The organism is Actinosynnema pretiosum, assembly GCF_002354875.1.
In the GTDB taxonomy this organism is placed as follows: domain Bacteria; phylum Actinomycetota; class Actinomycetes; order Mycobacteriales; family Pseudonocardiaceae; genus Actinosynnema; species Actinosynnema auranticum.
On sequence record NZ_CP023445.1, the window covers coordinates 1255272 to 1269100 of the forward strand.

Below are 13829 nucleotides of genomic sequence, written 5' to 3' on the forward strand. Positions count from 1 at the left end.
GCGCACTCCCCGCCCAGCGCGGACACCCCCTCGCCGCCCCACTCCAGCCCGACCCGGCAACCCTGTTGTCCGAACACGGCGCGCAGGATGGCAGACTTCACCGACGTGCGCGTTTACCTTGGATCGGACCACGCGGGCTTCGAGCTGAAGACCCACCTCGTGCAGTACCTGACCGAGACGGGCCACGAGGTCGTCGACGTCGGCCCGGCGGAGTACGACGCCGAGGACGACTACCCCCCGTTCTGCATCGAGGCGGCCCGCCGCGTCGTGGCCGACGAGGGCAGCCTGGGCATCGTGATCGGCGGCTCCGGCAACGGCGAGCAGATCGCGGCCAACAAGGTCCCCGGCGCCCGCTGCGCCCTGGCCTACAACACCGAGACCGCCCAGCTCGCCCGCCAGCACAACAACGCCCAGCTGATCGGCGTCGGCGGCCGGATGCACACCACCGAGGAGGCCACGGCGATCGTCGAGGCGTTCCTCGCGACCCCGTTCTCCGGGCAGGAGCGGCACGCCCGGCGCATCGAGATCCTCGCCGAGTACGAGCGCACCGGTCAGGCCCCGGCCCTGCCCTGATGCCCACCGCACGCGACCTGCTGTTCCGCGACGCGGACGGCGAACCGCTCTCCGAGCCCGACGAGGTGCTGTACTCCGGCGACCCGCGCTACCTGGCGCGGGTCGCGGACCTCAGGGCGCTGCTCACCGACGAGTCCGCCGAGGGCTACCACCGGTTCCTGGCGGTCCTCGCGCTCACCGCCTGGGGCCACGCCCCGGTGTACCCGGTCGTGGCGGCGATCGCGCGGGCCGGTCGGGGCTCCCCCTGGTACGGCAAGTTCCGCGCGGGCACCGGCGGCGACTACTCGTTCCCGGAGCTGGCGGGCGCCCTCGCCGAGGGCAGGGGCCGCACCGACGACGAGCCCGCCAGGCTGACCGCGCTGCGCGAGCTGCTGGCCCGCGCCGACGAGGTCCGCTTCGACTGGCAGCTCGCCCACGCCGCCGACGAGCCGGAGCTGGCCGACGCGCTGGCGGGTGCCGTGCGGCGCTGCCTGGACCGCGCCGACGAGCCGGACTTCGACCGGCTGCTCCAGGCGGCCGACCTGTGCGCCGTGCTCGGCCGCCACGACCGCCCGCGCGCCGAGGCGCTGGCCCGCGAGCTCCTGGCGCGGGACCCGCGCACGACGATCCACACCCACCTGTGCCAGGTGGTCCCCTTCACGCCCGAGGCGCGTCAGGGGCGGGTCGATGCCTGAGGGCCACGTGCTGCACCGCATCGCGCGGTTGCACCAGCGCGTCTACGCGGGTCAGGCGCTCACCGTGACCAGCCCGCAGGGCCGCTTCGCCGCCGAGGCCGTGGACGGCCGGGTGCTGGTCAAGGCCGAGGCGCACGGCAAGCACCTGCTCCACGTGTACGGCCCGGACGCGATCGTGCACGTCCACCTCGGCCTGTACGGCAAGTTCGCCGAGCACGAGCCGCCGGTGACCGAGCCGGTGGGCCAGGTGCGGATGCGGATCGTGGGCGAGCGGAGGTGGACGGACCTGCGCGGCCCGGCCGCGTGCGAGGTGCTGACGCTGGACGGGGTCGCGGCGCTGCGCGCCCGCCTCGGCCCCGACCCGCTGCGCCGGGACGCGAAGCCCGCCGAGGCGCTGGCCCGCATCCGGCGCTCCAAGCAGCCGCTGGCGACTTTGCTGATGGACCAGAAGGTCGTGGCCGGGATCGGCAACATCTACCGCGCGGAGCTGCTGTTCCGGCACGGCCTGGACCCGATGAAGCAGGGCAGCGCCGTGGACGAGGAGCTGTGGGCGGCGATGTGGCCGGACCTGGTGGCGCTGATGCGCGACGGCGTGAAGGTGGGCCGGATCGACACCGTCCGCCCGGAGCACCTGCCCGAGGCGACCGGCCGCGCCCCGCGCGAGGACCGGCACGGCGGCGAGGTCTACGTCTACCGGCGCGCCGGGCAGCCCTGCCTGGTCTGCGGGACCCCGGTGGCGCACGCGGTCCTGGCCGCCCGCAACCTCTACTGGTGCCCCACCTGCCAGCAGGGGTGACACACCGAGGGCGGCTTCCCCGAAGGGAAACCGCCCTCGTGGCTGTCACGGCTCAGAAGTCGAAGCCGCCGCCGAAGTCGCCGCCGTCGAACCCGCCGAAGTCGCCACCACCGAAGTCGCCACCACCGAAGTCGTCGCCACCCGTGTCGCCGCCGCCGTCGCCGCCGTCAGCACCCTCGGCGCCGTCCGCGTACCCGTCGGCGTAGGCCTCGTTCAGCACGTCCGGCGACACCCCGGACATCCCGGAGAACATCGCGCTCATCAGCAGCATCGAGCCGACGCCCCAGGCGCCCGCGACCAGCGCCGGCTTCCACCAGGGCTCGCTGTACCAGCCCTGCGGCACCGGCCGCCCGGCCACCACACCACCGGGGTAGTAGTGCGGCGTGTGCTGCCCCGGCTGCGGCGAGGCCGCGTAGCTGTGGCCCTCCACGCTGACGTTCCGGTCCTCGGAGACCCGCCCCGCCTTGCCCTGACCGGTCAGGTCCGGCAGCTCGGGGCCGGGGTCGATGCCCATGGCGGTCCGCGCGGCCCGCACGTAGTACAGGCCCTCCATCGCGGTCTGCGTCACGAGCCTGCACTGCTCGACCGTCTTGGCCTGCTCCATCTGCGACCCGGCGGCGGTGAACCGCTCGGAGGCGTCGGCGAGGGCCTGCGTCGACGCGGTGTCGGTGCCGGTCAGCGACATCACCTGCCCGCCGAGCCGCTCGACCCAGCGCCGCGCGTCGGCCTGCGCGTCCTCGAGCTCGCGCTGCCGGGCCGCCGCGCGGTTGCGCGAGGACACGAAGATCGCGCCCGCCACGACCACGAGCAGCACGAGCACGACTGCGGTGCCCACGGTTCCCTCCAAGGGTTCTCGGCTGTCCGTCCTGCCCGGTGGAACGAACGCGGCCGTTCCCCAGTTCCCCGCACGGGCCGGGAAACCGCCCGTTCGGGTCGAATCCGGCTCAGAACACCTCCGCGCAGTGCGGCTCCTCCTCGCCCAGGAACGCGAGCGTCAGCCGGGAGAGCGCCCCCGGCGCCACCTCCCGCACCTCCTGCGCCGCGCCCAGCGCGCTGAGCCGCACCCCGCCCAGGAACGCCGCCCCCAGCGCGCGGGCGCTCGCCACCACCTCCGCGTCCGCCTCCGTCCGCGCCACCGACGCCACCCCGTCCCGCACCGCGAACCGCCACCGCCCGGCGTTCCACGGGCAGAACCCGTCCACGACCTCCAGCACGAGGTCCACGTCCACCGCGTACCGCCGCAGCGGCAGCGCCCGCTCCACGTCCACCAGCCGCACCCACAGCGAGTCCACGAGCCGCCGCGACGCCGCCCTCGGGTCGGCCAGCAGCCGGGTCACCGGCTCGCCGGAGCCCGCGTACTGCTCGACCGAGCCGACCATGTCCAGGTCCAGCAGGTACCGGTAGAGCGCCGCGTACGCCTCGTCCGTGCGCGCCACCAGCTCCCGCACGTGCGCCTCGTGCCGGGGACCGGAGTGCCCCCAGTCGTGCTTGACCCGGTACACCGCGTACCCGTCCGGGTGAACCGCGTACCGGTAGGCGCTGAGCCCGTCCCGATCGGACGGCTCGTCGGCGAAGTGGACCTGCCAGTTCGCCGCGCTCCTGGACAGCCACCCGGTCCGCCGGGGCGCCAGCTCCTGCCGCAGCTCCACCATGAACGGCATCGCCTCCGCGCGCGGGAGCTCCTTGACCCGCGCGTCGCCGACGCCCACGTGCGGCGCGAACGCGGCCCCGCGCGGGAGCGACAGCGCCTGGAAGTCGGCCGCGTGCCCGTACCCGAACCGCCCGTAGATCCCCGCCTCGGACGCCCACAGCGCCGCGATCGCCTCGCGCCCGCGCACCGCGTCCAGCTGGACCCGCATCAGCTCGGTGAGCACCCCGCGCCTGCGGTGGCCCGGCTTGACCGCCACGCCGGTCACCGCCGCCACCGGGTGCTGGCCCGCGCCGGGCAGCGTCAGCCGCCGGGAGCAGATGGTCGCCCCGCCGATCAGCTCGTCGCCGTCCAGCACGGCCGTGCTGCGGGGCGCCTCGAACAGCGGCAGCCACCGCTCGGGTTCGGTGGTGTCCTGGAGGAAGGCGGCGTCGGACAGCCGCTGGAAGTCGCCCAGCTCGGTGATCGAGAAGCTCCTGGTGGTGAACGCCATGCCGAGTTCATACGCCCGCACGGGGGAAAGCGCGAAGCGATTTCCCCCCGACCGGCGGCGCCTGCCCGCGCGCGGCGCGCCCGGTGTGCACACTGGCCCGATGACGCGCGCGAAGCTGCTGGTGCTGCTCAGGTGCCTGTCCACCACCGCGATCGGGTTCCTGCTCGTGGTGCTGGCCGTCCAGTTCGGACCCCGCCTGCTCGGCTAGCCGCGCTCACCCCGCGCCGGGGGTCGAGGTCGACACGATGATCTGCTCGGCCACGAACCGCGCCAGCGGCACCTCCGGCGCCAGGTGCTCGTCGTCGGCGAACGGGGTGAACCGGCCCTTGATGCCCTCGCGCCCGTGCACCAGGGCGTTGCGGGTCTTGAGGATGCGGCGGCTGAGCGCGCTGAGCACCAGCGCCGAGTCCCGCCCGCGCAGGTCCACCTTGTCGCCCTCGGCGAACCGGACCGTCCGCGTCGCGTAGTGCTCGACCAGCCCGCGGTCGTAGGTGGTGAGGTCCTGGACGAGCACGGCCAGGTCCACGTGCCGCTGGAGCACCAGCCGCAGCGCGACCTGCTCGTTGACCACGATCTCGTCGCCCTCCACCCGCGCGGCCCGCCCGACCTTGCGGATCAGCTCCCGCAGGTCCTTCTTGCGCCGGTAGGAGAACGCGGGCGCGGTGAGCGACTGCTGCACCTGGTTGATCAGGTCGTCCTGGTACGCGCTCTCGAAGAAGTGCTCGGCGACGTGGTAGTAGGACAGGAACTCCAGCACCGGGCTGTCCGCCGACACCCCCAGCTGGTAGTGGTGCACCAGGTCGCCGACGTACGCGCGGCGCGGCACGTCCACGTCGCCCGCGCGCGCCCTGCGCACCCGCGAGATCACCGAGGGCCGCACCACGTCGTCGAAGGAGCGCGCGGGCACCAGCGCCACGTCCAGGTTGTAGGCGAGGTGGAACAGCACGGCCTGCGCCGGGGACGTCCAGGACGCCGCGGCGCGCGGGCGCTCCGAGGTGATCCGCAGGGTGAGCAGGCTGGTGGCCTCGCGCAGCAGGTCGAACACCGTCCAGTCGCGCTCCTGCCGCTCCTCCACCAGCCGCTTGGGGTCGAAGGGGCCGAACACGATCCGGTCGGCGGGCACGCCGCGCTCCTTGAGCACGTCCCGCACCCGCAGCAGGTAGCCCACGCTGGGCGGGCCGACCTCGTAGCGCACGCCCTGCTGGTCGTCGGCCAGCACCAGACCCTCGCCCAGGAGCCTGCGCAGGTTCCCGCTGGGCCTGCTGAACTGCACCAGCACCTCGAACGACTTGTCGGAGGCGACGGCGGTCCCGTCCAGCGGCCGGTGCGCCTCCACCGAGGCCGCCACCGCGGCCAGCTCCGAGGTCGCGGTGGAGATCGAGTGGAAGTCCCCGATGCGGTACGTGTACGCCTCACCCGACCGCGTGACCTTCAACCGAAGGATCTGCGCGATGGCGTCGGCAAGGGAATCGACGTCGAGTTCCACGGCCCGCCTTCCGTCCGCTGTTGTCATCCATTCGTGGGTAATCCGAATGGGAGAAGCAATTCTGCCGGCACGTGGCGCGCTGTTCCGGGCCGGACAATGCTAACCGCTCGGGCATCGCCCTCCGGGCACCCGTGGAATGCCGTGTCGCCCGCGCGCGGCCCGCGACCAGCGCGGTTGCCCGCCCCCGTTCCGGCGCGCGCGGCGGGAAAAGCGGGCGGGCGCATTTCCGGTTCCGCATTCGAGGCGGTGAGCAGTGGAGCGCTCGCGTTCGAGGGGCGGGGGTTTCCCGAAAGCCGGCGGGCGTCGCGCGATCCGCCCGCGCGCCCGATCGGGCAGCTCGGGATTCCGGACGACGCCCACCCGGCCCGCGCGGCCGTTCGGGGACCGCGCCGTCCCGACCGGACGAGCGCCACTCCGCCCCCGCGACGCCCGCGACCCGCGCGGCACGACCGCGCGGGGTTCGGTCCAAGGGGTGGGGGAGGGCTGCGCGAACCGGCCCCGGAAACGCCGAAGACCGTCCGCTCGGGACGGTCTTCGAAGGCTCTACCAGCGACGATCTGGTGGAGCGGGTGACGGGAATCGAACCCGCATGACCAGCTTGGAAGGCTGGGGCTCTACCATTGAGCTACACCCGCGCAGCGCCCACCGGGTGGGTGCTGAAAACAGCTTAGCGCGTCGCGCTAAGCTCCTGGTGACCGGGGCGTGGCGCAGTTTGGTAGCGCACCCGCTTTGGGAGCGGGGGGTCGCAGGTTCAAATCCTGTCGCCCCGACGGTCTCGGCCCCCTCTGCGCAGCACGAGGGGGCCGCTCCGCATCACGGCCCTGCACGTCGACAGCCCTACGCGGGTGTCGCGGCCACCTGCTCGCTCACCACCTGCGCCGCCGCCGAGACCAGCGCGGTCACCGACGGGTTCGCCGAGTTGTCCTGGCGCCACGCGAACTGGGTGAACACCCGGAACGGCGGGGTCCAGCCGATGCGGCTGAGCCTGCCGTCCGCCAGCTCCGCGGCGACCGTGACCTCCGGCACCAGCGAGATGCCCAGCCCCGAGGCGACCGCCCGCTTGGCCGCGTCGACCGAGTCCAGCGCCAGCACCGGCGACCGCGACTCGGCCTCGTGCAGCCCCAGCGCCCGCTCGAACTGCTCGTGGTAGCTCGCCCCGTTCTCGGCCCTGACCAGGGTGCTGCCCCGCAGGTCCGCCTCGGTCACGGCGCCCGTCCTCGCCAGCGCGTGGCCGGGGCCCGCGACCATCACCAGCGGTTCGGGGCACAGCACCGTGGTCTCCAGCCCGTCCCGCTGCTCGACCGGGCCGATGAAGAACGCGCAGTCCAACCTGCCCTCGCGCACGGCGGCCAGGTTCGACCGGGTTGTTCGCGAGTGCAGCGAGATCTGGACGCTCGGGTAGCGCCAGCACATGTATTCGATCAGGGGTAAGAGCCGGTAGTCGGTGAGGCTCTGGGCGCTGCCGATCACGAGGTGCCCGTGCGGCTCCCCGTTCATGGTGATCGCCTTGCGGGCCTTGTCGGTGAGCGTGATGATGTTGCGCGCGAACGGCAGCAGCTCGACCCCGGCGGAGGTCATCTGGATGCCGCGCGGCAACCTGCGGAACAGGGCGACGCCGAGGGTCTCCTCCAGCGCCTTGATCCTGGTGGTGATCGTGGGCTGAGAGCAGTTCAGCGTGGCGGCGGCCTTCGTGAAGCTGCCGGTCTGCACCACTGTGGTGAACGCCAGAAGTTGACGGGTCTCCATGGAACTCCCCAACGGTCCGTGGTGGATCACGGCGAGAGGCGGTTCGCCGTGGGTTCCGCGCGTGGCGGTGGTCGGCCGGTCCCGGCTGGTGGCCGGGGGTCGGGTCAACATCGCCTCGCGGCCGGGCCCTGGGGTTCCGGGTGGCGCGCAAGCCCGTCGTGCGGCTGCCCGAGCGGCGGACGGGCGGACGCCCGCGTGTTCGGGGGAATCGGCGGAATGGTCTTCATCGGGGTCATCGGCACCTTTTCTGGTAGGTGGTAAAGAGCGCGATGACATGTCTCGCTCGTTCCGTTCCCGGTCGCCCGCCGCGTTCACGTGCACGACGACGGGGCGTCCGGATGACTTAATCGTCTTTCCTGGCCGCCTTCTTGCGGCCTGCGGCGCAACGGTACCGGAATCCCACACTAATGGACTACGGCGAGTGGAGTCATCTCCGGGCGTGAAAGTTTTCTGCGCACCGGTGCTCCGAATGGCCTCACTTCACCTGTAAAGGCTAGCGTTCCGCCGCGTTCGTCGCTGTGGGTAAGAGTGCGCTGCGGCGCCAGTGTTACCCCACTTGAGCCCGCCGCTGTCCGGTTACGCTCGGTTTCACGCTCCCGGTGCACCGCGACGTCCTGCGAACGGCCTAGCCGGTGCTGGGCCGGGTGTCCCTCCGGGGCCGCCGGTACGCGGATGTTCCCCGCAACGGCGGAATGGGTGACCGGGAGGGCGGTAAAGGCTGCCCAAACCGGCGCGCCGCCGCGGTCGCGCCCGTTGTCCGCGCAGTGCCCGCCCGGTTCGTCCGCTTCCGGGGCGGCGCGGAAAACCCGCCCCGGACTCGATTCGACCGCGCCCGGCCCGCCGAAAACTATTTCGTGCGCGCGCCGTGTCGGAAAACCGCGCGCCGCCGGGCGGCCGACCTCTCGCACCGCGCGCGCCGCGCCGGGCGCGCGCACCCGCACGTGAACCACCCGGTCGCGGGGTGCCACCCCGGCCGGGGGCGGCCTCGCCTAGACTCAGGCGAATCCCGTCAGCCGCCCGAACCTGGGCGCTGCGGGGTGTTCCGCACGTCCCGTTACGAGGAGACCACGTTGAAGAGCACCGTCGAGCACCTGAGCCCGACGCGGGTCCGGATCAACGTCGAGGTGCCGTTCGACGAGCTCAAGTCGGACTTCGACCGCGCGTACCGCAAGCTGGCCAAGCAGGTCCGCATCCCCGGCTTCCGCCCCGGCAAGGTCCCCGCCCGCGTCCTGGAGAGCCGCATCGGCCGCGCTCCCGTCCTGGACGAGGTCGTGCAGGAGGCCATCCCGGCGAAGTACCTGGAGGCCGTGAACTCCGGCGAGCTGCGCACCCTGGGCCGTCCCGACTTCGAGGTGACCAAGATCGAGGACGGTGACACCATCGAGTTCACCGCCGAGGTCGACGTCCGCCCCGAGATCACCGTGCCCGCGTTCGGCGAGCTGTCGGTGAGCGTCGGCGAGCAGGAGGTCACCGACGAGGACGTGGCCACCCAGCTCGACGAGCTGCGCGCCCGCTTCGGCACCCTCACCGGTGTGAAGCGCCCCGCCCAGCAGGGTGACTTCGTCGTGGTCGACCTGTCCGCCACCGTCGACGGTGAAGAGGTCGAGGAGGCCAAGACCTCCGGCCTGTCCTACGAGATCGGCTCCGGCCAGCTCGTCGAGGGCATCGACGAGGCCCTGGTCGGCGCCTCCGAGGGCGAGACCAAGAACTTCACCACCAAGCTGGTCGCCGGCGACCACGCGGGCCGCGACGCCGACGTCGTCGTGGTCCTCAACAGCGTGAAGGAGCGCCAGCTCCCCGAGCTGGACGACGAGTTCGCGCAGCTGGCCAGCGAGTTCGACACGCTCGACGAGCTCAAGGACGACCTGCGCACCCGCCTCGGCCGGGTGAAGAAGATGCAGCAGGGCGTCGAGGCCCGCGACAAGGTCCTGGAGGCGCTGCTCGCCGGCGTCGAGGTCCCGCTGCCCGAGGCCGTCGTGCAGAGCGAGATCGAGGTCCGCGAGCACGACGCGGTGCACTCCTTCGACCACGACCAGGAGCGCTTCGACGCCTGGCTGGCCGAGCAGGGCCAGACCAAGGAGGAGTTCGACGCGGAGGTCCGCACCGCGTCCGAGCAGGCGGTCAAGACCCAGCTCGTGCTGGACGCCATCGCCGACGCCGAGCAGCTCACCGTCTCCGACGCCGAGCTGACCGAGCGGATCATCTACCAGGCCCAGCGCTTCGGCGTCAGCCCCGACGAGTACGTCAAGCGGGCGCAGCAGTCGGGCCAGCTCGGCGCGATCTTCGCGGACGTGCGGCGCGGCAAGGCGCTGGCCACCGTGGTGCGCCAGGCGACCGTGACCGACGAGTCCGGCGAGAAGCTCGACCTGGACGAGCTGTTCGGCGAGGCCAAGCCCGCCGAGGGCGACTCCACCGAGGAGTGAAGCCCTGAGCGAACGCGGGCGGTGTCGGGAAGGCGACGCCGCCCGCCTTCGTTAAGGTCGGGGTGAAGGGGTTCGCACGGCGCAGCGGGCGCACCGCAGGCCTGAACCAGGCGGGCGGGCCCCACTGAAGACCGGCGAGCACAGGACCAGGAGATTCCAGTGAGCCAGTTCCACGCGCCGCAGTCCCGGTACGTGCTTCCCTCGTTCGTCGAGCGCACGAGCTACGGCGTCAAGGAGTCCAACCCGTACAACAAGCTGTTCGAGGAGCGCATCATCTTCCTCGGCGTGCAGGTGGACGACGCGTCGGCGAACGACGTGATGGCCCAGCTGCTCGTGCTGGAGTCCGAGGACCCCGACCGGGACATCCTGATGTACATCAACTCGCCGGGTGGCTCGTTCACCTCGCTGATGGCCATCTACGACACCATGCAGTTCGTCCGCCCGGACATCCAGACCTACTGCCTCGGCCAGGCCTCCTCCGCGGCGGCCGTGCTGCTGGCGGCGGGCACCCCCGGCAAGCGCCACGCGCTGCCGAACGCGCGGGTGCTGATCCACCAGCCCGCCACCGAGGGCGTGTACGGCCAGGTGTCCGACCTGGAGATCCAGTCGAACGAGATCCAGCGCGTGCGCAGGCTGCTGGAGTCCACCCTGGCGCACCACACCAACCGCTCCCCGGAGCAGGTGCGCGCCGACATCGAGCGCGACAAGATCCTGACGGCCGAGGAGGCCAAGGAGTACGGGATCGTCGACACCGTTCTGCCTTACCGGAAGCTCTCGGCCAGGTCCTGACGGCCTGCCCCCGACACGCCGTGCCCGACGGGTTGCCGCCGGGTTCGCCGGGTCGGGGGCACGCTGGTGCTCCCACCCACGCGGGTGGGCCAGGTACCTTCGAGGGGAACACGGCGGTCTCCCGCTCTCCGCGCGGGGACCCGCCTCATCAGCAGTCAGGCGCGCCGACCCCCGGTGCGCCGGAGGGGACAGAGGTCAGCGGTCATGGCGCGTATCGGTGACGGCGGCGACCTGCTGAAGTGCTCTTTCTGCGGCAAGAGCCAGAAGCAGGTGAAAAAACTCATCGCCGGCCCCGGCGTCTACATCTGCGATGAGTGCATCGACCTCTGCAACGAGATCATCGAGGAAGAACTCGCGGAGGCGGGCGACGTCAAGCTCGACGAGCTGCCCAAGCCCGCCGAGATCCACGACTTCCTCGACCAGTACGTGATCGGCCAGAGCGAGGCCAAGCGGACGCTCTCGGTGGCGGTCTACAACCACTACAAGCGCATCCAGGCGGGTGACCGGGGGCGTGAGGGGCGGGACGACGGGGTCGAGCTGGCCAAGTCGAACATCCTCATGCTCGGCCCCACCGGCTGCGGCAAGACCTACCTCGCGCAGACGCTCGCGAAGATGCTGAACGTCCCGTTCGCCATCGCCGACGCGACCGCGCTGACCGAGGCGGGCTACGTCGGCGAGGACGTCGAGAACATCCTGCTCAAGCTCATCCAGGCGGCGGACTACGACGTCAAGCGGGCCGAGACCGGGATCATCTACATCGACGAGGTCGACAAGATCGCCCGCAAGAGCGAGAACCCGTCGATCACCCGCGACGTCTCCGGCGAGGGCGTGCAGCAGGCCCTGCTGAAGATCCTGGAGGGGACCACCGCGTCGGTGCCCCCGCAGGGCGGTCGCAAGCACCCGCACCAGGAGTTCATCCAGATCGACACGACGAACGTGCTGTTCATCGTGGCGGGCGCCTTCGCGGGTCTTGAGAAGATCATCCAGGACCGGATCGGCAAGCGCGGTCTCGGCTTCGGCGCCGAGGTCCGCACCAAGGCCGAGGTCGACGCGGCGGACTACTTCGCCGAGTCGATGCCGGAGGACCTGATCAAGTTCGGGCTCATCCCGGAGTTCATCGGCCGGTTGCCGATGGTCGCCAGCGTGACGAACCTGGACCAGCCGTCCCTGGTGCGCATCCTCACCGAGCCGAAGAACGCCCTGGTCAAGCAGTACCAGAAGCTGTTCGAGATGGACGGCGTGGAGCTGGAGTTCACCAAGTCCGCGCTGGAGGCGGTCGCCGACCAGGCGATCCTGCGCGGCACGGGGGCTCGCGGCCTGCGGGCGATCATGGAGGAGGTGCTGCTGCCGGTGATGTACGACATCCCGAGCCGCACCGACGTCGCCAAGGTCGTCATCACCGAGCAGACGGTGAAGGAGAACGTGAACCCGACCATCGTGTCCCGGCAGCCCAGCCGCCGGGAGCGCCGCGAGAAGTCGGCCTGACCGGTGTCCCCGCCCCACGTCCTGCTGCTGCACGGCCTCGGAGGTTCCGGGCCCGAGCACTGGCAGACGTGGCTGGCGGGGGAACTGGCGGCGCACGGCGCCCAGGTCGACGTCCCGTCGTTCACCGATCCCGACGCGCCCGAGCTGGAGGTGTGGCTGGGTGAGCTCCGCGCTCACCTGGCCGCGGCTCCCACCGGCGTGGAGCGCGTCGTCGCCGCGCACTCCCTGGCGTGCCTGCTGTGGCTGCACCACGCCGCCACCCTGACCGATCCGGCGCTGCGCGTGGACCGCGTGCTGCTGGTCGGCCCGCCCAGCCCGCGCTACGCGGGCGAGGTCGCGATCCCCGCCGAGTTCCTGGACTGCCCGCTGGAGCCGGACGCCCCGCGCGCCGCCTCGGCCGACACCAGGCTCGTGGTCGGCGAGGGCGACCCGTTCTGCAGCCTGGAGCAGGCCAAGGAGCTGGCGGGCGCGCTGAGGCTCGACCTGGACGTCGTCGTGGGCGGCGCGCACCTGAACGCGGAGGCGGGCTACGGCCCGTGGGGCGCGGCGCTGAAGTGGGTCCGCAGCAACCGCACCCCCCTCACGCCGCGCTGACCACCCCGGCGGGCCGCCCGCTCACGTCGTGCTGAGCTGCTTGCCCAGGAAGCGGACCACGTCCGGGGTGATGGTCCTGTAGAACTCGTCGTTGTGCCCACCGGGCGTCACCGAGCCGACCTCGGGCCGTACCGCCTGGATGAACTTCCTGGTCCCCTCGATGAACGGGTCCCGGTCGCCGACCCACACCCCGACGGGCAGGTTCTTCAGCTTGTCCGGGTGCCGCAGCGGGTCCAGCGACTCCCACTGGCCGGCGTCCTGGAACGCCTTGCGCTTGGCCATCTCCGCCCAGGAGGTCAGCAGCCCCGGCGAGATCGCCGCGACCGCCTTGATCCGCTCCTTGCGCTCCAGCTTGCGGCGCGCGTACAGCAGGGCCCCGAACCCGCCCATCGACACGCCCGCGCAGGCGACCGGCCGGGAGAACCCGCGGTCGGCCAGCCACCGGGGCACCTCCTCCAGCAGCATCCCCATCGGGTCGTCGCCCGCCACGTTCTCGTGCCAGTAGTTGTTGTCCCCGTCCACCGAGACGAACCCGAACGGGGGAACCGCGCCCTTGGCCACGGCCGACACCAGCACGTCGGGCAGGTTGCCCACGAGCGCGTCCTGCGCCTTGCCGTACAGGCCGTGCAGCAGCAGCACCATGGGCAGCTTCAGCGTCTCCACGCCGGGCGGGGCGACCGTCAGGAACGTGATCTCCTTGCCTCGCTGGGCGGAGAACAACCGCTCCGACTGCACGAGCAACCGCCGGACCGCCGGCGTGAAGCCGTTCGAGCCGCCCTTGGGGGTGCTCATCGCGCCCCCCGCCACGGCCTGGTCCGCCCTGGGCGGCAGGGGCTCCTCGCCACCCAGCGCGGCGGACACCCCCGCGGCGCCCGCCCCCAGCGCCCCGAGAGCGCCGAGCGCGCCCAGAACCGCGCGCCTGCTGACCATGCACCCTCCCACACCGGCCCCCGCGCGCTTCACCGCTCGCGAGGGCGACCGTCTTCTCCCACCGGACGCGGGGCCGGAGTCGAGCTCCAGCCACCGGTGACGGGACGGCGTCGGCGCGTCACCCGCAGTGCTGGAACTCGTCGCACAGCGGAGCGGCCACCGCCCGTCTGGCGGTGGCCGTCCGTGGTGGAC

12 protein-coding genes and 2 tRNA genes are annotated in these 13829 nt (G+C 72.2%); 8 read left to right on the plus strand and 6 right to left on the minus strand.

Annotation, left to right across the window (positions count from 1 at the left end; translation table 11 throughout):
- Positions 1–105 precede the first annotated feature (105 nt).
- From CNX65_RS05700 to CNX65_RS05710, 3 genes are read left to right on the plus strand one after another with little or no spacing between them, the layout of a single operon-like run.
- Entirely contained in the window at positions 106–573 is a 468-nt protein-coding gene (locus CNX65_RS05700; protein WP_096491822.1) for a ribose-5-phosphate isomerase, read from the plus strand.
- Positions 573–1247, plus strand: coding sequence for a hypothetical protein (locus CNX65_RS05705; protein ID WP_096491823.1), 675 nt, complete (start codon positions 573–575; stop codon positions 1245–1247). Before CNX65_RS05700 ends, CNX65_RS05705 begins: the two co-directional genes overlap by 1 nt.
- On the plus strand, positions 1240–2043 hold the full coding sequence (locus CNX65_RS05710; protein ID WP_096491824.1) for an Fpg/Nei family DNA glycosylase: 804 nt from the start codon (positions 1240–1242) through the stop codon (positions 2041–2043). The genes CNX65_RS05705 and CNX65_RS05710 overlap by 8 nt, the downstream gene beginning before the upstream one ends.
- A gap of 52 nt (positions 2044–2095) precedes the next feature.
- Here the strand turns inward: CNX65_RS05710 and CNX65_RS05715 are convergent, their stop codons facing one another.
- From CNX65_RS05715 to CNX65_RS05730, 4 genes are all read right to left on the minus strand, one after another.
- Positions 2096–2878: a hypothetical protein gene (locus CNX65_RS05715; protein WP_096491825.1), complete on the minus strand. Its 783-nt coding sequence runs from the start codon at positions 2876–2878 to the stop codon at positions 2096–2098.
- A gap of 109 nt (positions 2879–2987) precedes the next feature.
- Positions 2988–4205, minus strand: coding sequence for a GNAT family N-acetyltransferase (locus CNX65_RS05720; RefSeq protein ID WP_232519712.1), 1218 nt, complete (start codon positions 4203–4205; stop codon positions 2988–2990).
- A 193-nt stretch (positions 4206–4398) separates the two neighbouring features.
- Complete coding sequence (locus CNX65_RS05725; RefSeq protein WP_157767522.1) at positions 4399–5697, minus strand: hypothetical protein; 1299 nt, start codon at positions 5695–5697, stop codon at positions 4399–4401.
- Between the two features lie 534 nt (positions 5698–6231).
- Positions 6232–6305, minus strand: a tRNA-Gly gene (locus tag CNX65_RS05730).
- Between the two features lie 61 nt (positions 6306–6366).
- Between CNX65_RS05730 and CNX65_RS05735 the strand changes: the two genes are divergently transcribed.
- Positions 6367–6440, plus strand: a tRNA-Pro gene (locus CNX65_RS05735).
- Between the two features lie 67 nt (positions 6441–6507).
- Here CNX65_RS05735 and CNX65_RS05740 read toward each other — a convergent pair.
- Positions 6508–7416 (minus strand): LysR family transcriptional regulator, encoded by a 909-nt coding sequence (locus CNX65_RS05740; protein WP_096491828.1) that lies wholly within the window; start codon positions 7414–7416, stop codon positions 6508–6510.
- Positions 7417–8486: 1070 nt separating this feature from the next.
- Here CNX65_RS05740 and tig point away from each other — a divergent pair.
- The 4 genes from tig to CNX65_RS05760 all read left to right on the plus strand — a co-directional run bounded on the left by tig (position 8487) and on the right by CNX65_RS05760 (position 12707).
- Complete coding sequence (gene tig / locus CNX65_RS05745) at positions 8487–9839, plus strand: trigger factor (RefSeq protein ID WP_096491829.1); 1353 nt, start codon at positions 8487–8489, stop codon at positions 9837–9839.
- Positions 9840–9998: 159 nt separating this feature from the next.
- A complete protein-coding gene (locus tag CNX65_RS05750; protein ID WP_015799998.1) occupies positions 9999–10628 on the plus strand; it encodes an ATP-dependent Clp protease proteolytic subunit in 630 nt (209 codons plus the stop codon).
- Positions 10629–10832: 204 nt separating this feature from the next.
- Complete coding sequence (clpX, locus tag CNX65_RS05755) at positions 10833–12113, plus strand: ATP-dependent Clp protease ATP-binding subunit ClpX (RefSeq protein ID WP_015799999.1); 1281 nt, start codon at positions 10833–10835, stop codon at positions 12111–12113.
- 3 nt (positions 12114–12116) lie between these two features.
- On the plus strand, positions 12117–12707 hold the full coding sequence (locus CNX65_RS05760; RefSeq protein ID WP_096491830.1) for an RBBP9/YdeN family alpha/beta hydrolase: 591 nt from the start codon (positions 12117–12119) through the stop codon (positions 12705–12707).
- Positions 12708–12728: 21 nt separating this feature from the next.
- On the opposite strand, the gene CNX65_RS05765 is transcribed toward CNX65_RS05760, so the two are convergent.
- Positions 12729–13637, minus strand: coding sequence for an alpha/beta hydrolase (locus CNX65_RS05765; RefSeq protein ID WP_096491831.1), 909 nt, complete (start codon positions 13635–13637; stop codon positions 12729–12731).
- Positions 13638–13829 lie beyond the last annotated feature (192 nt).